This window comes from Pseudomonas sp. GW101-3H06, from assembly GCF_059424605.1.
Genome location: NZ_JBWKZO010000001.1, coordinates 5,814,580 through 5,836,007 on the forward strand (window position 1 = coordinate 5,814,580; position 21,428 = coordinate 5,836,007).

Genomic DNA, 21,428 nt, shown 5'->3' on the forward strand with positions numbered 1-21,428 from the left:
CTATTCGGCGGGTGCAACCCCCTCGCAAGGCATTATTTTATGTTTTAACTCATTGAATTCCCTAGAAAGGTTTAGCAGCTGCAGGTCATCAAGCCAACGCCTGCTTTCCGGGGCTATCCGCACCCAGTAAACTGCGGACTCGGCGCTACCCTTGGGCAGCGTCTGGAACTTGACATCCATCCCGCTCAACCTGCGCTCAAGCCCTTGAGTAATATCCTGACGTGCAAAGCCACCCACATATAGACATCCCGCATCCGATTGAGGCGCCTTTGCCTTATCTTTTGTAGAGACTGTTGCCTCACTCAGCAGACGAATATCCTGCTGGGATCCCCGATACAAACTCAAGGGCGTTACATCCTTTGCACGCAGAGGAGCCTCCTGTTGATGCCAGATGTAATAAAACACATTGAGAACAAGCAGCAGCAGAAACAACCAACGCATAAAGACCTCAGGGCAAAGGGCACGCCATAGCCAAGCCGACAAACACCAGATCCGGAACCACCCTGGCATAAGGCACGATCTCCGAAACCTGAGCCGCATCCCCTCCCGTAAGGAACACCGTGAACTCCTTGCCCCAATAGCTACGCGCCAATTCAAGCTGAGTCAGCACAAACCCTCTGAGCATCAGCAGGCAGCCGCGCTCGACCGCCTCAACAGTCGTGCGACCCGGAAGGAGGTTTTCCAAAGCACGCTCGGCAGCAAGATCACCGTAACGAATCTTACGGGTATGAGTACGAAGCTGATTGCGCATCAACGGCATCCCAGGACATATGAACCCACCGAGATGCTCACCATCAGCAGCTACGAAGTCAGCGGTAACAGCCGTACCAAAATCCAGCACAAGGCACGCGCCGGCGGCCAGATGAAACCCTCCGAGCAAAGCAAGCCAGCGATCAAGCCCTAGTCGCTCAAACTCCTCATAGCCATTACGAACACCAGACATTTCACGCGCCGGAGACGCACATACCACAGAAATATCGAACACCTCCTTCAACAGAGAGATCAATGCACTGGTTTCCTCGGCAGTCCTGACACTGACCAATCGGCAAGACCTGAGGGGGGAACCCTCGAGCTCTTTCAAGTCTTCGAGCAACACGAGGTCTGAATCGACAACCCCCTCCCCCACCACTTGCCTGGCACCCGCATCAAGCACTCGCCACTTGATAAAACTGTTTCCGCAGTCGAGCTCAAGAATCATTACGCAACCTCAGACTCAGCTCACCGCCACTGAAGACTTTTTCCACACCATCCACCTTCAATCGCAAGGCGCCCTGGCTATCGATACCCAATACTTCGCCATTTATTTGGTTAACACCAGCAATCAACGTCACGGCACGCCCCTGCCACAGATGATTTTGCTCCCACTCAGCCCGGACAGCTGAAAATCCGCCAACCTGGTGCCGCTCCAGATACTTCTGCAACACCAACCCAATCTTCGCAACCAGGCGATTGCGATCAAACATCCGGCCCGACTCGAGACGCATGGACGTCCATTGCTGATCAACCTCATCGGTCATCTGCATATTTACATTTATACCGACACCCAACACCACATGACACACATCAGCCGGATCCCCAACCAACTCCAGCAAAATTCCGGCAATTTTCTTCTGGCCAACCAGGACGTCGTTTGGCCATTTCAAGCCCACCCCCGGAACACCAAACTCGCGCAAGGCCTGCATGACGGCAAGTCCTACAACAAGACTCAACCCCTCCAGCTGCCGCATCCCACCCTCGATACGCAACACCAAGCTGTAATAGATGTTTTCTGCAAATGGACTCACCCACTTCCGCCCTCGCCGCCCTCGGCCAGCAGTCTGCCGCTCGGCAAGGACCAGGAAGGGCGCAGCTTGAAGCCGCTCGATGGAGCGCAGAGCCTCAGCATTCGTGGAATCGATTGAGTCAAAGACCAGGACAGGCCAGCTACAAGAGGGTGCCAACCGCCCGATCTCCAAAGGGTCGAGTAGCGTCAGCGGTGCAGCCAACTGATAACCGCGCCCTCGCACCTTATGAATAGATAGCCCCAACTCAGCCTCCAACTGCTGAAGCTGTTTCCATACGGCACTTCGACTAACACCCAAGGCAGCGCCCAGCGCTTGACCCGAATGGAATCGGCCATCTTTAAGAAGCTTTAACAACGTCAGCATGCAAGTCTCGCCTCACAATGAGGCCCGCATGATATCCACGCCCCGAGCCGTTGCATAGAAACCTGGCGAGGCTGTTTTCCTGCGGACAAAACAAAACCCCTACCTGCATACGCAGATAGGGGTTTCGGAATTTAATCTTGACGATGACCTACTCTCACATGGGGAAACCCCACACTACCATCGGCGATGCATCGTTTCACTTCTGAGTTCGGGATGGGATCAGGTGGTTCCAATGCTCTATGGTCGTCAAGAAATTCTTGAGCTGACGCGTCTTGCGACGTTCCAGCGAATTGGGTATGCGATAGTTTGTGTGTTGGCGAACTTTCGGTTCATTGCGTCTTCACACACCGCAATCTGGTCTCTTTCGTCTTTTCAACTCGGAGCATCAAATTGCTTGGGTGTTATATGGTCAAGCCTCACGGGCAATTAGTATCGGTTAGCTCAACGCCTCACAGCGCTTACACACCCGACCTATCAACGTCGTAGTCTTCGACGGCCCTTCAGGGAGCTCAAGGCTCCAGTGAGATCTCATCTTGAGGCTAGTTTCCCGCTTAGATGCTTTCAGCGGTTATCTATTCCGAACATAGCTACCCGGCAATGCCACTGGCGTGACAACCGGAACACCAGAGGTTCGTCCACTCCGGTCCTCTCGTACTAGGAGCAGCCCCTCTCAAATCTCAAACGTCCACGGCAGATAGGGACCGAACTGTCTCACGACGTTCTAAACCCAGCTCGCGTACCACTTTAAATGGCGAACAGCCATACCCTTGGGACCGGCTTCAGCCCCAGGATGTGATGAGCCGACATCGAGGTGCCAAACACCGCCGTCGATATGAACTCTTGGGCGGTATCAGCCTGTTATCCCCGGAGTACCTTTTATCCGTTGAGCGATGGCCCTTCCATACAGAACCACCGGATCACTAAGACCTACTTTCGTACCTGCTCGACGTGTCTGTCTCGCAGTCAAGCGCGCTTTTGCCTTTATACTCTACGACCGATTTCCGACCGGTCTGAGCGCACCTTCGTACTCCTCCGTTACTCTTTAGGAGGAGACCGCCCCAGTCAAACTACCCACCATACACTGTCCTCGATCCGGATAACGGACCTGAGTTAGAACCTCAAAGTTGCCAGGGTGGTATTTCAAGGATGGCTCCACGCGAACTGGCGTCCACGCTTCAAAGCCTCCCACCTATCCTACACAAGCAAATTCAAAGTCCAGTGCAAAGCTATAGTAAAGGTTCACGGGGTCTTTCCGTCTAGCCGCGGATACACTGCATCTTCACAGCGATTTCAATTTCACTGAGTCTCGGGTGGAGACAGCGCCGCCATCGTTACGCCATTCGTGCAGGTCGGAACTTACCCGACAAGGAATTTCGCTACCTTAGGACCGTTATAGTTACGGCCGCCGTTTACCGGGGCTTCGATCAAGAGCTTCGCGTTAGCTAACCCCATCAATTAACCTTCCGGCACCGGGCAGGCGTCACACCCTATACGTCCACTTTCGTGTTTGCAGAGTGCTGTGTTTTTAATAAACAGTCGCAGCGGCCTGGTATCTTCGACCGGCGTGGGCTTACGCAGCAAGTGCTTCACCCTCACCGGCGCACCTTCTCCCGAAGTTACGGTGCCATTTTGCCTAGTTCCTTCACCCGAGTTCTCTCAAGCGCCTTGGTATTCTCTACCCAACCACCTGTGTCGGTTTGGGGTACGGTTCCTGGTTATCTGAAGCTTAGAAGCTTTTCTTGGAAGCATGGCATCAACCACTTCGTCACCTGAAAGGTAACTCGTCATCAGCTCTCGGCCTTGAAACCCCGGATTTACCTAAGATTTCAGCCTACCACCTTAAACTTGGACAACCAACGCCAAGCTGGCCTAGCCTTCTCCGTCCCTCCATCGCAATAACCAGAAGTACAGGAATATTAACCTGTTTTCCATCGACTACGCTTTTCAGCCTCGCCTTAGGGACCGACTAACCCTGCGTCGATTAACGTTGCGCAGGAAACCTTGGTCTTTCGGCGTGGGTGTTTTTCACACCCATTGTCGTTACTCATGTCAGCATTCGCACTTCTGATACCTCCAGCAAGCTTCTCAACTCACCTTCACAGGCTTACAGAACGCTCCTCTACCGCATCATCCGAAGATGATACCCGTAGCTTCGGTGTATGGTTTGAGCCCCGTTACATCTTCCGCGCAGGCCGACTCGACTAGTGAGCTATTACGCTTTCTTTAAAGGGTGGCTGCTTCTAAGCCAACCTCCTAGCTGTCTAAGCCTTCCCACATCGTTTCCCACTTAACCATAACTTTGGGACCTTAGCTGACGGTCTGGGTTGTTTCCCTTTTCACGACGGACGTTAGCACCCGCCGTGTGTCTCCCATGCTCGGCACTTGTAGGTATTCGGAGTTTGCATCGGTTTGGTAAGTCGGGATGACCCCCTAGCCGAAACAGTGCTCTACCCCCTACAGTGATACATGAGGCGCTACCTAAATAGCTTTCGAGGAGAACCAGCTATCTCCGAGCTTGATTAGCCTTTCACTCCGATCCACAGGTCATCCGCTAACTTTTCAACGGTAGTCGGTTCGGTCCTCCAGTCAGTGTTACCTAACCTTCAACCTGCCCATGGATAGATCGCCCGGTTTCGGGTCTATTCCCAGCGACTAGACGCCCTATTAAGACTCGCTTTCGCTACGCCTCCCCTATTCGGTTAAGCTCGCCACTGAAAATAAGTCGCTGACCCATTATACAAAAGGTACGCAGTCACCTAACAAAGTAGGCTCCCACTGCTTGTACGCATACGGTTTCAGGATCTATTTCACTCCCCTCTCCGGGGTTCTTTTCGCCTTTCCCTCACGGTACTAGTTCACTATCGGTCAGTCAGTAGTATTTAGCCTTGGAGGATGGTCCCCCCATATTCAGACAAAGTTTCTCGTGCTCCGTCCTACTCGATTTCATTGATAAGAGATTTTCGCGTACAGGGCTATCACCCACTATGGCCGCACTTTCCAGAGCGTTCCGCTAATCTCAAATCAACTTAAGGGCTAGTCCCCGTTCGCTCGCCACTACTAAGGGAATCTCGGTTGATTTCTTTTCCTCAGGGTACTTAGATGTTTCAGTTCCCCTGGTTCGCCTCTTGCACCTATGTATTCAGTACAAGATAACCATCTTATGATGGCTGGGTTCCCCCATTCAGACATCTCCGGATCAAAGTCTGTTTGCCGACTCCCCGAAGCTTTTCGCAGGCTACCACGTCTTTCATCGCCTCTGACTGCCAAGGCATCCACCGTATGCGCTTCTTCACTTGACCATATAACCCCAAGCAATCTGGTTATACTGTGAAGACGACATTCGCCGAAAATTCGCGATTAAACTCACAAATTTTACCTTAGCCTGATCCGTTACCAGTGAAAGTAACGTTCAGTCTATCTTTCTATCACATACCCAAATTTTTAAAGAACGATCTAATCAAAAGACTAGAAATCAATATTCACACCGGAATACTCATTTCTAAACTCTCAAACTTTCGAAGCAGTTTATGGTGGAGCCAAGCGGGATCGAACCGCTGACCTCCTGCGTGCAAGGCAGGCGCTCTCCCAGCTGAGCTATGGCCCCATACAAAATTGGTGGGTCTGGGCAGATTCGAACTGCCGACCTCACCCTTATCAGGGGTGCGCTCTAACCAACTGAGCTACAGACCCAATTTCGAGCTTGTAACTGTTAGCGTGAGCTATCAGCTTGGAGCTTAAAGCTGCTTCTATCGTCTTCTTCAATGAATCAAGCAATTCGTGTGGGAGCTCATGGTGCAGCTGAGTCGTCGATTAAGGAGGTGATCCAGCCGCAGGTTCCCCTACGGCTACCTTGTTACGACTTCACCCCAGTCATGAATCACACCGTGGTAACCGTCCCCCCGAAGGTTAGACTAGCTACTTCTGGTGCAACCCACTCCCATGGTGTGACGGGCGGTGTGTACAAGGCCCGGGAACGTATTCACCGCGACATTCTGATTCGCGATTACTAGCGATTCCGACTTCACGCAGTCGAGTTGCAGACTGCGATCCGGACTACGATCGGTTTTATGGGATTAGCTCCACCTCGCGGCTTGGCAACCCTCTGTACCGACCATTGTAGCACGTGTGTAGCCCAGGCCGTAAGGGCCATGATGACTTGACGTCATCCCCACCTTCCTCCGGTTTGTCACCGGCAGTCTCCTTAGAGTGCCCACCATTACGTGCTGGTAACTAAGGACAAGGGTTGCGCTCGTTACGGGACTTAACCCAACATCTCACGACACGAGCTGACGACAGCCATGCAGCACCTGTCTCAATGTTCCCGAAGGCACCAATCCATCTCTGGAAAGTTCATTGGATGTCAAGGCCTGGTAAGGTTCTTCGCGTTGCTTCGAATTAAACCACATGCTCCACCGCTTGTGCGGGCCCCCGTCAATTCATTTGAGTTTTAACCTTGCGGCCGTACTCCCCAGGCGGTCAACTTAATGCGTTAGCTGCGCCACTAAGAGCTCAAGGCTCCCAACGGCTAGTTGACATCGTTTACGGCGTGGACTACCAGGGTATCTAATCCTGTTTGCTCCCCACGCTTTCGCACCTCAGTGTCAGTATCAGTCCAGGTGGTCGCCTTCGCCACTGGTGTTCCTTCCTATATCTACGCATTTCACCGCTACACAGGAAATTCCACCACCCTCTACCATACTCTAGCTTGTCAGTTTTGAATGCAGTTCCCAGGTTGAGCCCGGGGCTTTCACATCCAACTTAACAAACCACCTACGCGCGCTTTACGCCCAGTAATTCCGATTAACGCTTGCACCCTCTGTATTACCGCGGCTGCTGGCACAGAGTTAGCCGGTGCTTATTCTGTCGGTAACGTCAAAATTGCAGAGTATTAATCTACAACCCTTCCTCCCAACTTAAAGTGCTTTACAATCCGAAGACCTTCTTCACACACGCGGCATGGCTGGATCAGGCTTTCGCCCATTGTCCAATATTCCCCACTGCTGCCTCCCGTAGGAGTCTGGACCGTGTCTCAGTTCCAGTGTGACTGATCATCCTCTCAGACCAGTTACGGATCGTCGCCTTGGTGAGCCATTACCTCACCAACTAGCTAATCCGACCTAGGCTCATCTGATAGCGCAAGGCCCGAAGGTCCCCTGCTTTCTCCCGTAGGACGTATGCGGTATTAGCGTTCCTTTCGAAACGTTGTCCCCCACTACCAGGCAGATTCCTAGGCATTACTCACCCGTCCGCCGCTGAATCAGAGAGCAAGCTCCCTTCATCCGCTCGACTTGCATGTGTTAGGCCTGCCGCCAGCGTTCAATCTGAGCCATGATCAAACTCTTCAGTTCAAACATCTTTGGGTTTTGAGAAAACCCTAAACTTGGCTCAGCAATCGTTGGTTACATCTTTGATTTCTCGCGGAGTAACTTGTGATGCTGATAATCTGTTGACTAGCAGTCTGATACCACAAGCACCCACACGAATTGCTTGATTCAGTTGTTAAAGAGCGGTTGGTTAAGAGCTTTCGTCTCAACCGAGGCGCGCATTCTACAGCAGCCTCATTTGCTGTCAAGCGGTTATTTCAGAAGTTTTCAAGGTTTTCCTTAACAACTTCAACCACTTGCGCTTTCGATCTCTCGTCAGCGGGAGGCGAATTCTACAGCGTTACTCGCTGCTGTCAACACCTCTTTTTCAACTTCCTTTCAGCTTCGATGACCTGAAGCAACCTGCTGCCGAAAACTGCGTAACTCATTGTTTACCAAGGAGTTTTTCGTTTCGACTGCGCCGGAAGTGGGGCGAATTATAGGCTTCTAAAATTCGCCGTCAACCCTTTATTTCAGGTTTATTCGGATTTGAGCGTAATACGCGCAAATGCTTTCTTCCCCGCCTGGCAAACATGGGTCGCGCCAAGCACATATATAAAGGAGCGATCAACAACCTCGCCATCTATACGCACACCACCAGAACCAAGGAGGTCCCGCGCAACAGCAGAATTCTTCACCAGACCCGCCTTGTTAAGAACGGCAGCGATCGGCATATCTTCGGCGGCAGTCAATTCGATCTCGGGCAAATCATCCGGCAACTCGCCATCCTTCATACGATTACCCGCCGCACGGTGCGCATTGGCCGCAGCCTCTTCACCGTGAAAGCGCGCAACAATCTCTTCAGCAAGTTTAATCTTGATGTCACGCGGATTGGCACCCGCCTCTACGTCAGCACGGAAAGCATTGATCTCATCCATGGAGCGGAAGCTGAGCAACTCGAAGTAACGCCACATCAGAGCATCAGGAATAGAAACCAGCTTGCCATACATCACGCCTGGCGCTTCCTGGATACCTACATAGTTGCCCAGGGATTTGGACATCTTCTTCACACCATCCAGACCTTCGAGCAATGGCATGGTCAGAATGCATTGAGCCTCCTGACCATAACCGCGCTGCAGCTCACGCCCCATCAGCAGGTTGAACTTCTGATCGGTACCGCCCAACTCGACATCAGCACGCAAGGCGACCGAGTCATACCCCTGAACCAGCGGATAGAGGAACTCGTGAATGGCAATGGGCTGATTGGTCGTGTAGCGCTTATCGAAGTCATCGCGCTCAAGCATACGCGCGACGGTGTACTGCGAAGTCAGGCGAATGAAATCGGCCGGCCCCATCTGATCCATCCAGGTGGAGTTGAATGCCACTTCGGTCTTGGCTGGATCGAGAATCTTGAAGACCTGGGTCTTGTAGGTCTCCGCGTTCTCGAGAACCTGTTCACGAGTCAGCGGAGGCCGTGTCGCACTCTTGCCGCTCGGATCGCCGATCATTCCGGTGAAGTCGCCAATCAGGAAGATCACCTGGTGACCCAACTCCTGGAACTGGCGCAGCTTATTAATAAGCACCGTGTGACCCAGATGCAAATCCGGCGCAGTCGGATCGAAGCCTGCCTTAATACGCAGCGGCTGGCCGCGCTTGAGCTTTTCAATCAGCTCGGACTCGACCAACAATTCTTCCGCACCACGTTTGATCAGCGCTAGCTGCTCTTCAACCGACTTCATAACAGACCCGCAAGGCTCAGATTCAAAGGGAACCAACCATACAAGAACGCGCGTCAAATACAAGGTTTGCCCGGCGCACGGACGCCAATCCGTGAACAGAGAGTCCGCGAGCTTGCTTAAGAGATGATTTGGTTATATTTTATACAGTTATTTCATCTTCATCATGTCATTCATCTTTTCCAATTCATCTTTTTCAAAGTCAAAATTACCTATGACCAAAGAATCGTCTAAAGCGCCACCGCTTTACCCGAAGACCCACCTGCTCGCAGCAAGTGGCATCGCCGCTCTTCTGAGCCTGGCGCTTCTGGTGTTTCCTTCCAGTGATGTCGAAGCAAAAAAGACGACCCTGAGTCTTGAACTGGAAAGCCCCGCTGAACAACTGACACAAGATCAAGACGCTGCCGAGGCCGTCCAAGCCACAAATGAGCCAGCAACTTCTCCATTCGCCCAGATTGAAAACAGCGCGCAAGACACTCAGGAAACCGCCCAAGCTGCACCCGCACCGGTCGTCGAAGAAAAGAAGGCGCCAAACCACAGGGAAGTGATCGTCGCCAAGGGCGATACCCTCTCAACTCTGTTCGAGAAGGTTGGTCTTCCGGCCACGTCGGTGCGTGAAGTGCTGGCCAGCGACAAGCAGGCCAAGCAATTCAGCCAACTCAAGCACGGACAGAAACTCGAATTCGAACTGAACCCGGATGGCCAGCTGACCAACCTTCACAGCAAGGTCAGCGATCTCGAAACCATCACCCTGACCAAGAACGACAAGGGCTATACGTTCAACCGCATCACTGCCAAGCCAACCGTGCGCTCCGCCTATGTTCATGGCGTGATCAACAGCTCGCTGTCGCAGTCTGCCGCTCGCGCCGGTCTGTCCCATAGCCTGACCATGGACATGGCCAGTGTGTTTGGCTATGACGTCGACTTCGCCCAGGACATTCGTCAGGGTGACGAGTTCGACGTTATCTACGAACAGAAAGTCGTCAACGGCAAAGCCGTTGGCAATGGCCCGATCCTGTCCGCGCGCTTCACCAACCGCGGCAAGACTTACACCGCCGTGCGTTACACCAATAAACAAGGCAACAGCAGCTATTACACCGCTGACGGCAACAGTATGCGCAAGGCGTTCATCCGTACCCCGGTAGACTTCGCCCGTATCAGCTCGAAGTTCTCCATGGGTCGCAAGCACCCGATCCTGAACAAGATCCGCGCCCATAAAGGCGTCGACTATGCAGCCCCGCGCGGCACGCCAATCAAGGCCGCCGGCGATGGCAAAGTATTGCTGGCCGGCCGCCGCGGCGGTTACGGCAACACCGTGATCATCCAGCATGGCAATACTTACCGAACCCTGTACGGCCACATGCAGGGTTTTGCCAAAGGCGTCCAGACGGGCAGCAATGTCAAACAGGGGCAGGTGATTGGCTACATCGGCACCACCGGGTTGTCTACCGGCCCGCACCTGCACTACGAGTTCCAGGTCAATGGCGTGCACGTCGACCCGCTGGGTCAGAAAGTGGCAATGGCTGATCCGATCTCAAAAGCAGAACGTGCACGTTTCCTCGCGCAGAGCCAACCGTTGATGGCTCGCATGGACCAAGAGAAAGCCACTCAACTGGCTTCGAGTAAACGCTAAGCCATGGCGCTCTATATAGGTGTGATGTCCGGAACCAGCCTTGATGGCCTGGACATTGCGCTGATCGAGCTCGCCCCGGCGATCAAACTGATCGCCACGCATTACATCCCCATGCCTGAATCCCTGCGCACTGAGCTGCTTGGCTTGTGCGCCAGCGGCCCGGACGAGATTGCCCGCTCCGCCATTGCCCAACAGAGCTGGGTAAAACTGGCCGCACAGGGCATTCACACGCTACTTGCTCAACAGCACCTCAAACCTGACGACATTCGCGCGATTGGCAGTCACGGGCAGACCATTCGCCACGAACCGGCACGCGGCTTCACGGTGCAGATCGGCAACCCGGCACTGCTGACCGAACTGACAGGTATCACCGTCGTCGGCGACTTCCGCAGTCGCGACGTAGCTGCAGGCGGACAAGGCGCGCCGCTGGTTCCTGCCTTTCATGAAGCCTTGTTCGAAGAGCGTGCCGGCAACCGAGCCGTACTGAACGTCGGCGGCTTCAGCAACCTCAGCCTCATAGAGCCTGGCAAACCCGTGGCCGGCTTCGACTGCGGCCCAGGGAATGTGCTGCTGGATGCGTGGATACACCAGCAACGCGGCGATAACTTTGACCGCGATGGCCAGTGGGCCGCCAGTGGCAAGGTTGAACCGGTACTGCTAAAGGCGTTGCTCAGCGATTCGTTTTTCGTGACCAAAGGCCCGAAAAGTACCGGTCGTGAAGTGTTCAACCTGCCGTGGTTGATGCAACACCTGGCAACGCTGCCAACTTTCGCCGCAGAAAATGTGCAGGCAACGCTGCTTGAGCTCACCGCACTGACCATCGTCGAGTCACTGCAAAGCGCCCAATCGGATACCCAGGAGCTGCTGGTCTGCGGCGGCGGCGCGCATAACGCCACACTGATGAATCGCCTCGCCGGCCTGTTGCCGAAGGCAAAAGTCAGCAGCACATCCGCATACGGTGTAGATCCGGACTGGGTCGAAGCCATGGCCTTTGCCTGGCTGGCCCACTGCTGCCTCGAGGGTATCGCAGCCAATCGCCCGAGCGTCACCGGCGCCCGAGGCTTGCGCGTATTGGGCGCAATCTATCCCGCATAAACGTCAGACAGCAAAACGCCGCAGGGCCGTGAGGCCATGCGGCGTTTTAATGATACGGTCGCGCTGATCAGATCGAGAACGATGAGCCACAGCCACAGGTAGTGGTCGCGTTCGGGTTCTTGATGACGAAACGCGAACCTTCCAGACCTTCCTGGTAATCCACCTCGGCACCTGCCAGATACTGGAAGCTCATCGGATCGACAACCAGACTCACGCCTTCGCGCTCGACGATAGTGTCGTCATCGGCCACTTCTTCATCGAAGGTGAAGCCATACTGAAAACCTGAACAACCGCCGCCCGTAACGAATACGCGCAGCTTCAAGCGATCATTCCCCTCTTCATCGACCAGGCTCTTCACCTTGTGCGCGGCACCGTGTGTGAATTGCAAAGCCGTGGGGGTGAAGGATTCGACGCTCATGCTGACTATCTCCCGGCGTTACGCCGCCATAATGCGTGATGACGCGCATTATCCGCTTGTCCTAGAAAATCGGTCAACTATTGTTATGGTATATCAACCATCTCAATCGTCAGCCCTGAATGCAAAAAGGCCCGTTCAACGGGCCTTTTTACTTTGAGTGGTAAAGCCTTATGGCAACATGCCTGCATGGGAAAGACCCAGACGCTCATCCAGCCCGAACAGGATGTTCATGTTCTGTACCGCCTGGCCCGATGCACCTTTGACCAGGTTGTCGATCACCGACAACACCACCACCAGATCACCGTCCTGTGGACGATGCACCGCGATACGGCAAACGTTGGCACCACGCACGCTGCGGGTTTCCGGATGGCTGCCGGCCGGCATGACATCGACGAACGGTTCGTTGGCATAACGCTTTTCGAACAACGCCTGCAGATCTACCGAACGATCCACCACGGTAGCGTAAAGCGTCGAGTGAATGCCACGGATCATCGGCGTCAGGTGTGGAACGAAGGTCAGGCCAACGTCCTTGCCCGCTGCACGACGCAGACCCTGACGGATTTCCGGCAAATGACGGTGCCCTTTGACGGCGTATGCCTTCATGCTTTCCGACGTCTCAGAGTACAACGAACCTACAGCTGCGCCGCGACCTGCACCGCTGACGCCGGATTTGCAGTCGGCGATCAGGCGCGAGGCATCGGCCAGCCCCGCTTCAAGCAGTGGCAGGAAACCCAACTGCGTAGCGGTCGGGTAGCAACCTGGCACAGCGATCAGGCGTGCCTGTTTGATCTGCTCGCGATTGACTTCCGGCAGGCCATAGACCGCCTCCTCCAACAGTTCCGGTGCGCCATGCGGCTGGCCGTACCATTTGGCCCACTCATCGGCATCTTGCAGACGGAAGTCCGCAGACAGGTCGATGACCTTGGTCCCGGCCGCCAGCAACTCACCTGCCAAGGCGTGTGCAACACCGTGAGGCGTTGCGAAGAACACCACGTCGCAGGCACCCAAAGTCTTGATGTCCGGAACGCTGAACGCCAGGCCGTCGTAATGGCCTCGCAGGTTCGGGTACATATCGGCCACGGCCAGGCCGGCCTCGGATCGGGAAGTGATGACCACCACTTCTGCTTGCGGATGCTGTGCCAACAGACGCAGCAGTTCGACACCGGTGTAACCCGTGCCGCCGACGATACCGACCTTGACCATAAACCTGCCCTCAACGAACCCACTGGAAAGCCGTCGATAATAGGGGCCGCGCGCGCCTGCGACAACCTGCAAGGTGACGTGCGGAGCGTCAAGCCTCTACTATCCGGGCTACCGTGAACCTGGGAACAACTAAAAATGCTTTATCTATGGCTCAAAGCTTTTCACATCATCAGCATCGTGTGCTGGTTTGCAGGCCTGTTTTATCTGCCGCGCCTGTTCGTTTACCACGCTCAAAGCGAAGATACCGTCAGCAAGGAGCGCTTCAGCATCATGGAGCGCAAGCTGTATCGCGGCATCATGGGTCCGGCGATGATCGCTACACTGATTTTCGGTGGCTGGCTGATCAGTCTTAATCCGGGCGCTTATTTCAGTCAGGGGGGCTGGATGCACGCCAAGCTGACCCTCGTGGTGTTGCTGATCGGCTATCACCACATGTGCGGCGCCCAGGTAAAGCGTTTTGCCCGTGGCGAAAACACCCGCAGCCATGTCTTTTATCGCTGGTTCAATGAAGTGCCTGTTCTGATATTGCTGGCAGTCGTAATTCTGGTCGTCGTTCGGCCGTTCTAAATCCAATAGGTATAACTCACCGGGGTACTTCCAATGGCACTGCCCGCTCTGCTCGAACAACGTTTGCATCTGCCCGTGGTTGCGGCGCCAATGTTCCTGATTTCCAATCCGCAACTGGTACTCGCTTGCTGCCGCAATGGCGTGGTTGGCAGCTTTCCAGCACTGAACCAGCGCGAGAGTAGCGGTTTCAAGGCTTGGCTGGAGGAAATCGAAGCAGGCTTGGCAACACTGGAGAACCCCGCGCCGTACGCGGTGAACCTGATCGTCCACAACAGCAACCCACGACTGCAGGCGGACCTGGAAATCTGCATCGAGCACAAAGTGCCGATCGTGATCACCAGCCTCGGAGCCGTGAAAGAGGTGGTCGATGCAGTCCACAGCTATGGCGGCCTGGTATTCCATGATGTGACGACGCGACGCCATGCGGAGAAAGCGGCCGAGGCCGGCGTGGATGGCTTGATCGCTGTCGCTGCGGGTGCCGGCGGGCATGCCGGGACCTGGAGTCCGTTTTCGCTGATCGCCGAGATCCGCCAGTTCTTCGACAAGACTTTGCTGTTGGCTGGCTGCCTAAACCACGGTCACGAAATTCTCGCCGCGCAACTGCTCGGTGCGGACCTCGCCTACTTCGGCACGCGATTTATCGGTACCACCGAGAGTCATGCGCCTGAGGCCTACAAAGAAATGTTGCTGACTTCCAGAGCCGCCGACATCATCCATACTCCCGCCGTGTCGGGCGTACCAGCGAGTTTCATGCGCCAGAGCCTGGAGGCTGCCGGTTTCGACATGGCCGCGCTGCAAAACAAGGGCGAAGTCAATTTCGGCTCGAAGCTCAAGCCGTTGAGCGACGAAGCCAAGGCCTGGAAAACCGTTTGGTCGGCGGGCCAGGGTGTCGGTGAAATCGATGATCTGCCTAGCGTCGATCAACTGGTGGCGCGTCTCGACGCCGAGTACCGCAAGGCATTGGAACACGCGGCGCAACTGCCCAAGCGCTGGCCGCGCTGAAAGAAACCCGGGCCAGCGACGCCAGGCTGGCCTTACACTCACCGCTTCAACACGCGCGACAAGGATGCCTCGGCCATGAGTGAACCCCGTTACAAGATCGTTTTCGACGGTGCTCTACAGCCCGGTGTCGAAATCACCACGGCCAAGCTCAACCTGGCCGGTCTGTTCAAGAGCGATGTCACCGCTATCGAGCGCCTGTTCAGTGGTCGCGCCGTCGCACTCAAACGCGATTTGTCTCACAGTGATGCACAAACTTATCTACAGGCGCTGAGCAAAACCGGCATTGACGCCCGGATCGAAACCGAGACGCCGATCGAGTTGAAACTGTCGGACGTTCATGAACACGTCGATACCACACAGGAACCCGATTCCCCCTATGCGCCGCCCCGGGCCAACGTCGGCGACAACCTTCCCGAATTCGCCACACTCAAGCCGTTCAGCGTCGAAGGGCGGATAGGCCGCCTGCGTTTTCTGGCCTGGACCCTGGTCCTTAGCCTGGTGACCTTGCCCATCGTGGGCGTGTTCGCACTCATCGGCCTCGGATTGGTCAGTGGCGACTCCACCACAGGCCTGATCATCGGCGGTATCTTTGCGTTTTTCCTGTTCCTCGCGTTCGTGATTGTCAGCATTCTGTTCAGCGTTCAGCGCCTGCACGATATCGGCTGGTCAGGCTGGCTCTGGTTGCTGAACCTCGTACCCTTCGTGGGCAGTTTCTTCCCACTGGTGATCATGGTCGTGCCAGGCAACACTGGAGCCAACCGTTATGGCCCGCCTCCCCCACCCAACAGCACAGCGGTGAAAGTGCTGTGTTCATTGTGGATTGTATTCATCGGTCTGTTTTTCGTCGGCGCTATGCTCGGCGGAATCTCCGCGATCCAGCAAGAATACGAAAGCAGCCTGGAAAGCAGCTACGAAAGTGGCTCGGTGATCACCGATGAAATCGACATTGAGACCGAAACACCCGCAATTTCAACGGACGATGCAGCCGAAGCAGCCCGCCCCCCTGTAGACTCTGCGCAAGAATGAACAGCGCTTCCGGCTCGTGACACCTGCGTCGCGGCGCGAAGCTGTTGCGATGGAGAACTGAATGACCCGTTACGCTCTGATCACCGGCGCTTCCAGCGGCATCGGCCTGGCCATGGCCGAAGCGCTGGCCCGGCGCGGCCGTAGTCTGATTTTGGTGGCCCGACAACGTGATCAGCTGGAAAGTATTGCGCTCGAACTGACTCAGCGGTTTGGCGTGGAAGTGTTGTTCCGTGCCTGCGACCTGGGTGAGCCGCTGCGGCTGTCCGGTTTTTTGCTGGAGCTCGAGGAAGGTGACCGGCAGATCGACCTGCTGGTCAACTGCGCCGGTATTGGTACCTGCGGACCGTTTCTGGCCCAGGACTGGATGACCGAGCAGGATCTGATTGAAGTAAACATTCTCGCGCTCACTCGCCTGTGCCATGCCATCGGCAACAGCATGGCGCTGCAGGGCGGCGGGCAGATCCTGAACGTCGCCTCGGTCGCAGCCTTTCATCCCGGCCCGTGGATGAGCACTTATTACGCGAGCAAGGCGTATGTGCTGCACTTTTCCGAAGGATTGCGCGTCGAGCTGAAAAAATGTGCGGTCAAGGTCTCGGTGCTCTGCCCCGGCCCGACTCGCACGGCGTTTTTCCGCACCGCGCAGTTGAACGCGGACAAGCTGGCCGACAGCAAGATGATGATGAGCCCGGAGGAAGTCGCGCTCTATACCGTTCGAGCCCTGGAGAAAAATCGCGCAATCATTATTCCCGGTCGGTGCAACCGCTGGTTTGCCGCCCTGCCCCGGTTCGGTTCGCGATGGCTGATCCGGACAATCACCGGCATGGTCAACAAGGCTTACTGCCCGCGCTGAACGGTCCTACGGTAAAACACTGGGCTGGTGCATTCCCCATGGGTACACTCAGGCCAGCTCAAACAACGGAGAAACAGCTGTGGATACTCTGTTCACCAAGATCATCAACCGGGAAATCCCGGCGAAGATCATTTACGAGGACGACCAGGTACTGGCCTTCCACGACATCGCCCCACAGGCCCCGGTGCACTTTCTGGTGGTACCGAAAAAGCCGGTGCGCACCTTGAATGACCTCACTGAGGACGACAAGGCATTGGCTGGACATATTCTGTTCACCGCCCAGCGCCTGGCCCTGGAACTGGGTTGCGAAGAAGGCTTCCGTGTAGTCATGAACTGCAATGACCTGGGGGGACAGACCGTGTATCACATTCATATGCATGTTCTGGGTCAGCGCCAAATGCACTGGCCGCCGGGCTGATTGCAACAAACCTTGTGGGAGCGGCGCACCGCTGCTTCCACAAATGCATCACAGCATTGTCATGGCAACTGCAGCACAATGACCCCGCGCAAACCTTCCCCGGCCGATTGGGTTAAACTGGCCGCCGAGATTACTCCGGAGGTCAGCATGACTACCCAACGTCACTACTCGCCGATTGACCGCCTTCTGCTGCAAGCCGATGCCGCGATGCGTACCTTGTTGCCCTTCAGTGGCCAGCCGTACCGTCCATCGCCCGCCATCGTGCAGCCGGACGCAAAAATGAGCGACGAAGACACCCGCCACGTTGCCGGCCTGATGCGCATCAACCATACCGGCGAAGTCTGCGCCCAGGCGCTGTACCAGGGGCAGGCCCTGACCGCGAAGTTGCCGCAAGTGCGTGAAGCCATGGAACACGCCGCCGAAGAAGAAATCGACCATTTGGTCTGGTGCGAGCAACGCATCAAGCAGTTGGGCAGCCACACCAGCATTCTCAATCCACTGTTCTACGGAATGTCGTTCGGGATTGGCGCGGTCGCGGGACTGATCAGCGACAAAGTCAGCCTGGGTTTCGTCGCGGCGACGGAAGATCAGGTGTGCAAACACCTGAACGAACACCTTGAGCAGCTACCGGCGGAGGATGAAAAGTCCCGGGCGATTCTTGAACAGATGCGCATTGATGAAGAGCAGCATGCCGAAAGCGCGCTGGAGGCTGGCGGTTTCCGCTTTCCTGCGCCGGTGAAGTTCGGGATGAGCTTGATGGCGAAGGTGATGACCAAGAGTACGTATCGGATCTGAGCATTGCAGCGCCAGTGCGCTCCTCGTCGGGGCCAGTCCGCTCCCACAGTTTTTATTAAAGACATGAAAAAGGCGACTACCGTGAGGTAGCCGCCTTTTTTTGTGTTCGAAGATCTTAGTTCGGCATGTTGCGCGCGTAAAAGATTTCGAGCATTTCGTGTTTCACACGCTCGGTAACCTGAGCGCGTTGTTCAGGTGACAGGTTGCTGGTGGCATCACCGAACAGGTAGTTATCAAGCTCAAAGTTCTTCAGCAGCATTTTGGTGTGGAACAGGTTTTCCTGGTACACGTTCACGTCGGTCATCTGGTACGCGTCGCGGGTGTCTTCGGAAAGGTAGTTCTGAATCGAATTGATCTCGTGGTCGATGAAGTGCTTCTTGCCTTCAACGTCACGGGTAAAGCCGCGCACACGATAATCCACGGTCACGATGTCCGAATCGAACTGGTGAATCAGGAAGTTGAGCGCTTTGAGCGGTGAAATGACCCCGCACGTCGATACGTCGATATCCACACGGAAGGTGGCAATACCGTCATCCGGATGGATTTCCGGGTAGGTGTGCACCGTGATGTGGCTCTTGTCGAGGTGGGCCAGGATGATCTCGGGCAACGGACCCGGGGATTCTTCGATCTGACTGTCGGTCGGGGTGACCGGCTCTTCAGAGATCAGAATCGTGACGCTGGCGCCCTGCGGTTCGTAGTCCTGACTGGCGATGTTCAGGATGTTGGCACCAATGATATCGACAACTTCTGTGAGGATCTGCGTCAGGCGCTTGGCGTTGTACTCTTTATTGATGTACTCGACGTAAGCCTGTTGGTCTTGCGGGGTTTCCGCGTAGCAGATGTCATAGATGTTGAAGCTCAAGGTCTTTGTCAGGTTATTGAACCCGTGGAGCTTGAGTTTGCTTTTCACCGTTAAAAACTCTCTATGTATTGCGGCCCTGCCGCGTGATCAAGCATGCCCGTCAGATGCGAACGACGCACCTGCGTAGGACGGTTAACACCTCTTCGCGATGGCGATTTTGGTTGTCTGTTCGGGTATGCGGCCTGTCGGCTGACAGGCCGCCACCCTGAAAAAAGTGGCGCATTATGCAGACGTCAGCAGGGGATCGCCAGAGTCTGCACAGACTTTATGATAGTTGAATGTCGATTCAGCCAAGCTCGATGATTTCGTAGTCGTGGGTGATCTCGACACCCGCAGCGCCCAGCATGATCGACGCCGAGCAATACTTCTCGGCGGACAGCTCAATGGCGCGCTTGACCTGGGCTTCTTTCAGCCCGCGGCCCTTGACCACGAAGTGCATGTGGATCTTGGTAAATACTTTCGGATCTTCGGTTGCGCGCTCGGCTTCGAGAAAGGCTTCGCAGCTCTCCACCGCCTGGCGGGATTTCTTGAGGATGCTGACCACGTCGAAATTGCTGCAACCGCCAACACCCAGCAGGAGCATTTCCATCGGCCGGACACCCAGGTTACGACCGCCTGCATCGGGCGGACCGTCCATGACCACGACATGACCGCTGCCGGATTCGCCGAGGAACATGGCTTCGCCAGCCCATTGGATGCGTGCCTTCATCGCCAAGACTCCACTGTCTAAAAAAGGGTCGCCAGCTTAGCACAGGCCCCGTGATTGACCGCGCTCGCCTTCCTAGGACATAACGATCTGCCTTGTAGGTAAATTCTCGAATATCGCAGGAAGTGTCTGTTAAGCTGACGCCAAATCGCTGGCGTATAGCCATCTTCGCCGGTGTTTCCGCAATTCCTAAAAGAACCACATATCCGTGCAGTCATTTCGGGATACAACCATGGTTGCTATTGCCCCCACACCCAAGATCAAGAACCTCGACAAGCTGTTGATGCATTGCCAGCGCCGTCGCTATCTGGCCAAGAGCAACATCATCTGTGCCGGCGACCGCTCGGAAACGCTGTTCTTCATCATTAAAGGTTCGGTCACGATTCTGATCGAGGATGACGATGGTCGGGAAATGATCATCGCCTACCTGAACGCCGGGGACTTTTTTGGCGAACTGGGCCTGTTTGAACAAGCAGGCCAGGAACAGGAACGCAGCGCCTGGGTTCGCGCCAAGGCCGAATGCGAAGTCGCGGAAATCAGCTATGCGAAATTCCGCGAGTTGTCGCAGCAGGATCCAGACATTCTTTACGTGTTAAGCGGACAAATCGCACAACGCCTGCGTAACACCACTCGCAAGGTCGGTGACCTGGCGTTTTTCGACGTAACCGGTCGTGTTGCTCGCTGCCTACTGGAACTGTGCAAGCAGCCGGATGCGATGACTCACCCCGACGGCATGCAGATCAAGGTGACTCGTCAGGAAATCGGGAGGATTGTCGGTTGTTCGCGGGAGATGGTCGGTCGCGTGCTCAAGGATCTGGAGGAACGCAACCTGGTGGATGTCAAAGGCAAGACCATGGTGGTCTTCGGTACCCGTTAAGTTCTCGAGCCTAGGCGTCGAACATCTGTGCCAGCATTTGCCGGAAGAGTTCGTCGAGACGTACCAGCGCACTTGGCGCCGTGAACTTCTCATGCAGGGCGATATGACTCTCGGCACGCACCCGTTGCTCCAGACCGCAAGCCTCGTTAAAGCGATTGACCGCCGCAACCATCGATTCGCGCTCGTTATCCAGCAGCATTGCACCATGTACCAGCCCGACCGGACGCTGACCGCCCTGACTCTGCCGCCAGCGCTGGGCGGTGCCCACCATCTTGCGCCCATCCAGATTAACGTTGAAACGTCCATCGCAAAACGCGCCGTCGATTTCGCCAAGAGATGAAGTGCCACCCAGTTCATCCAGCAACTGACAGATCGGATCGCACAGGCGTCGGTAGCCAGATTCGATGCGGTTAAGATCGCCTTCGCTGCGCGGTGGCGCGTAAACCAGCGCGATATTGAGGGTCGAGGCCGATTGTGGCACCGGCTCGCCGCCGGTTTCGCGTAACAGCACAGGCCAGCCCGCCGCTGCCGAAACCTCGCATGCTGCCTCGAAACCCGGTAACCGATTCAAACGGCGCGGCATGACCAGCGCCCGATCACTCGGTTGCCAGAACAGCAGGCCGAATTCCGAGTCGCCGGCACAGACTGTTGCCAACAGATCCTGTTCGGCTTGAAGTCCGGTTTCGATGGTCAGGGAGAGAGCTGAGGTCATAAGGTTTTCCGTAGGACTTGAAGCCTGTGGTGCATCTTATGCCGCCTTCACGAGTAGGCTCGCTCCCACAAGGGATCT

The 21,428-nt window shown here is 55.4% G+C and carries 18 protein-coding genes, 2 tRNA genes and 3 rRNA genes; 9 read left to right on the forward strand and 14 right to left on the reverse strand.

All coding sequences use genetic code 11. The features are described 5' to 3' along the window. From AC07ZE_RS26820 to tyrS, 9 genes are all read right to left on the reverse strand, one after another. The gene (locus AC07ZE_RS26820) at positions 1-441 is read right to left on the reverse strand and encodes a hypothetical protein (RefSeq protein ID WP_207267358.1); all 441 of its coding nucleotides are present in this window, start codon (positions 439-441) and stop codon (positions 1-3) included. A 7-nt stretch (positions 442-448) separates the two neighbouring features. Further along, entirely contained in the window at positions 449-1,198 is a 750-nt protein-coding gene (locus AC07ZE_RS26825; RefSeq protein WP_207267360.1) for a pantothenate kinase, read from the reverse strand. Continuing rightward, positions 1,188-2,147, reverse strand: coding sequence for a bifunctional biotin--[acetyl-CoA-carboxylase] ligase/biotin operon repressor BirA (gene birA / locus AC07ZE_RS26830; RefSeq protein ID WP_207267362.1), 960 nt, complete (start codon positions 2,145-2,147; stop codon positions 1,188-1,190). Before birA ends, AC07ZE_RS26825 begins: the two co-directional genes overlap by 11 nt. A 135-nt stretch (positions 2,148-2,282) precedes the next feature. Beyond that, positions 2,283-2,398: ribosomal RNA gene (gene rrf / locus AC07ZE_RS26835) — 5S ribosomal RNA — on the reverse strand. A 154-nt stretch (positions 2,399-2,552) separates the two neighbouring features. Further along, positions 2,553-5,446 (reverse strand): 23S ribosomal RNA (locus AC07ZE_RS26840). Between the two features lie 229 nt (positions 5,447-5,675). Next, positions 5,676-5,751, reverse strand: a tRNA-Ala gene (locus AC07ZE_RS26845). Positions 5,752-5,760: 9 nt separating this feature from the next. Then, positions 5,761-5,837: transfer RNA gene (locus AC07ZE_RS26850), tRNA-Ile, on the reverse strand. A 121-nt stretch (positions 5,838-5,958) separates the two neighbouring features. Then, positions 5,959-7,495 (reverse strand): 16S ribosomal RNA (locus AC07ZE_RS26855). Together the 16S, 23S and 5S rRNA genes with 2 tRNA genes alongside form the textbook arrangement of a ribosomal RNA operon. Positions 7,496-7,989: 494 nt before the next feature. After that, positions 7,990-9,189 (reverse strand): tyrosine--tRNA ligase, encoded by a 1,200-nt coding sequence (gene tyrS, locus AC07ZE_RS26860; protein WP_095195818.1) that lies wholly within the window; start codon positions 9,187-9,189, stop codon positions 7,990-7,992. Positions 9,190-9,400: 211 nt separating this feature from the next. Between tyrS and AC07ZE_RS26865 the strand changes: the two genes are divergently transcribed. Both AC07ZE_RS26865 and AC07ZE_RS26870 read left to right on the forward strand, forming a co-directional pair. Next, on the forward strand, positions 9,401-10,819 hold the full coding sequence (locus AC07ZE_RS26865; RefSeq protein ID WP_207267364.1) for a peptidoglycan DD-metalloendopeptidase family protein: 1,419 nt from the start codon (positions 9,401-9,403) through the stop codon (positions 10,817-10,819). A gap of 3 nt (positions 10,820-10,822) precedes the next feature. Beyond that, entirely contained in the window at positions 10,823-11,914 is a 1,092-nt protein-coding gene (locus AC07ZE_RS26870) for an anhydro-N-acetylmuramic acid kinase (RefSeq protein ID WP_207267366.1), read from the forward strand. A gap of 67 nt (positions 11,915-11,981) precedes the next feature. On the opposite strand, the gene erpA is transcribed toward AC07ZE_RS26870, so the two are convergent. Together erpA and argC are read right to left on the reverse strand one after the other, a co-directional pair. Then, a complete protein-coding gene (erpA, locus tag AC07ZE_RS26875) occupies positions 11,982-12,332 on the reverse strand; it encodes an iron-sulfur cluster insertion protein ErpA (protein WP_007906865.1) in 351 nt (116 codons plus the stop codon). Positions 12,333-12,500: 168 nt separating this feature from the next. Further along, a complete protein-coding gene (gene argC / locus AC07ZE_RS26880) occupies positions 12,501-13,535 on the reverse strand; it encodes an N-acetyl-gamma-glutamyl-phosphate reductase (RefSeq protein ID WP_095195821.1) in 1,035 nt (344 codons plus the stop codon). Between the two features lie 135 nt (positions 13,536-13,670). Between argC and hemJ the strand changes: the two genes are divergently transcribed. From hemJ to coq7, 6 genes are all read left to right on the forward strand, one after another. Beyond that, complete coding sequence (gene hemJ, locus AC07ZE_RS26885; RefSeq protein ID WP_207267368.1) at positions 13,671-14,102, forward strand: protoporphyrinogen oxidase HemJ; 432 nt, start codon at positions 13,671-13,673, stop codon at positions 14,100-14,102. Between the two features lie 33 nt (positions 14,103-14,135). Then, complete coding sequence (locus AC07ZE_RS26890) at positions 14,136-15,104, forward strand: NAD(P)H-dependent flavin oxidoreductase (RefSeq protein ID WP_207267370.1); 969 nt, start codon at positions 14,136-14,138, stop codon at positions 15,102-15,104. Between the two features lie 75 nt (positions 15,105-15,179). Further along, positions 15,180-16,130: a DUF805 domain-containing protein gene (locus tag AC07ZE_RS26895; protein ID WP_207267372.1), complete on the forward strand. Its 951-nt coding sequence runs from the start codon at positions 15,180-15,182 to the stop codon at positions 16,128-16,130. A 61-nt stretch (positions 16,131-16,191) separates the two neighbouring features. Further along, positions 16,192-16,980, forward strand: coding sequence for an SDR family NAD(P)-dependent oxidoreductase (locus AC07ZE_RS26900; protein WP_207267373.1), 789 nt, complete (start codon positions 16,192-16,194; stop codon positions 16,978-16,980). Between the two features lie 79 nt (positions 16,981-17,059). Further along, entirely contained in the window at positions 17,060-17,398 is a 339-nt protein-coding gene (locus AC07ZE_RS26905; RefSeq protein ID WP_175387604.1) for a histidine triad nucleotide-binding protein, read from the forward strand. 147 nt (positions 17,399-17,545) lie between these two features. Then, positions 17,546-18,193, forward strand: coding sequence for a 2-polyprenyl-3-methyl-6-methoxy-1,4-benzoquinone monooxygenase (gene coq7, locus AC07ZE_RS26910; RefSeq protein ID WP_207267377.1), 648 nt, complete (start codon positions 17,546-17,548; stop codon positions 18,191-18,193). A gap of 115 nt (positions 18,194-18,308) precedes the next feature. Here the strand turns inward: coq7 and speD are convergent, their stop codons facing one another. Both speD and AC07ZE_RS26920 read right to left on the reverse strand, forming a co-directional pair. Continuing rightward, positions 18,309-19,103 carry an adenosylmethionine decarboxylase gene (gene speD / locus AC07ZE_RS26915; protein ID WP_207267379.1) on the reverse strand — a complete coding sequence of 265 codons (795 nt, stop codon included), beginning with the start codon at positions 19,101-19,103 and terminating at the stop codon, positions 18,309-18,311. Positions 19,104-19,341: 238 nt separating this feature from the next. Next, a complete protein-coding gene (locus AC07ZE_RS26920; RefSeq protein WP_008061600.1) occupies positions 19,342-19,764 on the reverse strand; it encodes an OsmC family protein in 423 nt (140 codons plus the stop codon). Between the two features lie 229 nt (positions 19,765-19,993). Here AC07ZE_RS26920 and crp point away from each other — a divergent pair, with 229 nt between their 5' ends. Further along, positions 19,994-20,638: a cAMP-activated global transcriptional regulator CRP gene (crp, locus tag AC07ZE_RS26925; RefSeq protein ID WP_207267381.1), complete on the forward strand. Its 645-nt coding sequence runs from the start codon at positions 19,994-19,996 to the stop codon at positions 20,636-20,638. A gap of 10 nt (positions 20,639-20,648) precedes the next feature. Here crp and AC07ZE_RS26930 read toward each other — a convergent pair whose 3' ends face one another. Then, positions 20,649-21,350 carry a lipoate--protein ligase family protein gene (locus AC07ZE_RS26930; protein ID WP_207267383.1) on the reverse strand — a complete coding sequence of 234 codons (702 nt, stop codon included), beginning with the start codon at positions 21,348-21,350 and terminating at the stop codon, positions 20,649-20,651. Between the last annotated feature and the right edge of the window lie 78 nt (positions 21,351-21,428).

Coding starts and splice junctions, on each gene's coding strand:
- AC07ZE_RS26820 (WP_207267358.1), bottom strand. CDS start 441: ATGCGTTGGTTGTTTCTGCTGCTGCTTGTTCTCAATGTGTTTTATTAC.
- AC07ZE_RS26825 (WP_207267360.1), bottom strand. CDS start 1,198: ATGATTCTTGAGCTCGACTGCGGAAACAGTTTTATCAAGTGGCGAGTG.
- birA (WP_207267362.1), bottom strand. CDS start 2,147: ATGCTGACGTTGTTAAAGCTTCTTAAAGATGGCCGATTCCATTCGGGT.
- tyrS (WP_095195818.1), bottom strand. CDS start 9,189: ATGAAGTCGGTTGAAGAGCAGCTAGCGCTGATCAAACGTGGTGCGGAA.
- AC07ZE_RS26865 (WP_207267364.1), top strand. CDS start 9,401: ATGACCAAAGAATCGTCTAAAGCGCCACCGCTTTACCCGAAGACCCAC.
- AC07ZE_RS26870 (WP_207267366.1), top strand. CDS start 10,823: ATGGCGCTCTATATAGGTGTGATGTCCGGAACCAGCCTTGATGGCCTG.
- erpA (WP_007906865.1), bottom strand. CDS start 12,332: ATGAGCGTCGAATCCTTCACCCCCACGGCTTTGCAATTCACACACGGT.
- argC (WP_095195821.1), bottom strand. CDS start 13,535: ATGGTCAAGGTCGGTATCGTCGGCGGCACGGGTTACACCGGTGTCGAA.
- hemJ (WP_207267368.1), top strand. CDS start 13,671: ATGCTTTATCTATGGCTCAAAGCTTTTCACATCATCAGCATCGTGTGC.
- AC07ZE_RS26890 (WP_207267370.1), top strand. CDS start 14,136: ATGGCACTGCCCGCTCTGCTCGAACAACGTTTGCATCTGCCCGTGGTT.
- AC07ZE_RS26895 (WP_207267372.1), top strand. CDS start 15,180: ATGAGTGAACCCCGTTACAAGATCGTTTTCGACGGTGCTCTACAGCCC.
- AC07ZE_RS26900 (WP_207267373.1), top strand. CDS start 16,192: ATGACCCGTTACGCTCTGATCACCGGCGCTTCCAGCGGCATCGGCCTG.
- coq7 (WP_207267377.1), top strand. CDS start 17,546: ATGACTACCCAACGTCACTACTCGCCGATTGACCGCCTTCTGCTGCAA.
- AC07ZE_RS26920 (WP_008061600.1), bottom strand. CDS start 19,764: ATGAAGGCACGCATCCAATGGGCTGGCGAAGCCATGTTCCTCGGCGAA.
- crp (WP_207267381.1), top strand. CDS start 19,994: ATGGTTGCTATTGCCCCCACACCCAAGATCAAGAACCTCGACAAGCTG.
- AC07ZE_RS26930 (WP_207267383.1), bottom strand. CDS start 21,350: ATGACCTCAGCTCTCTCCCTGACCATCGAAACCGGACTTCAAGCCGAA.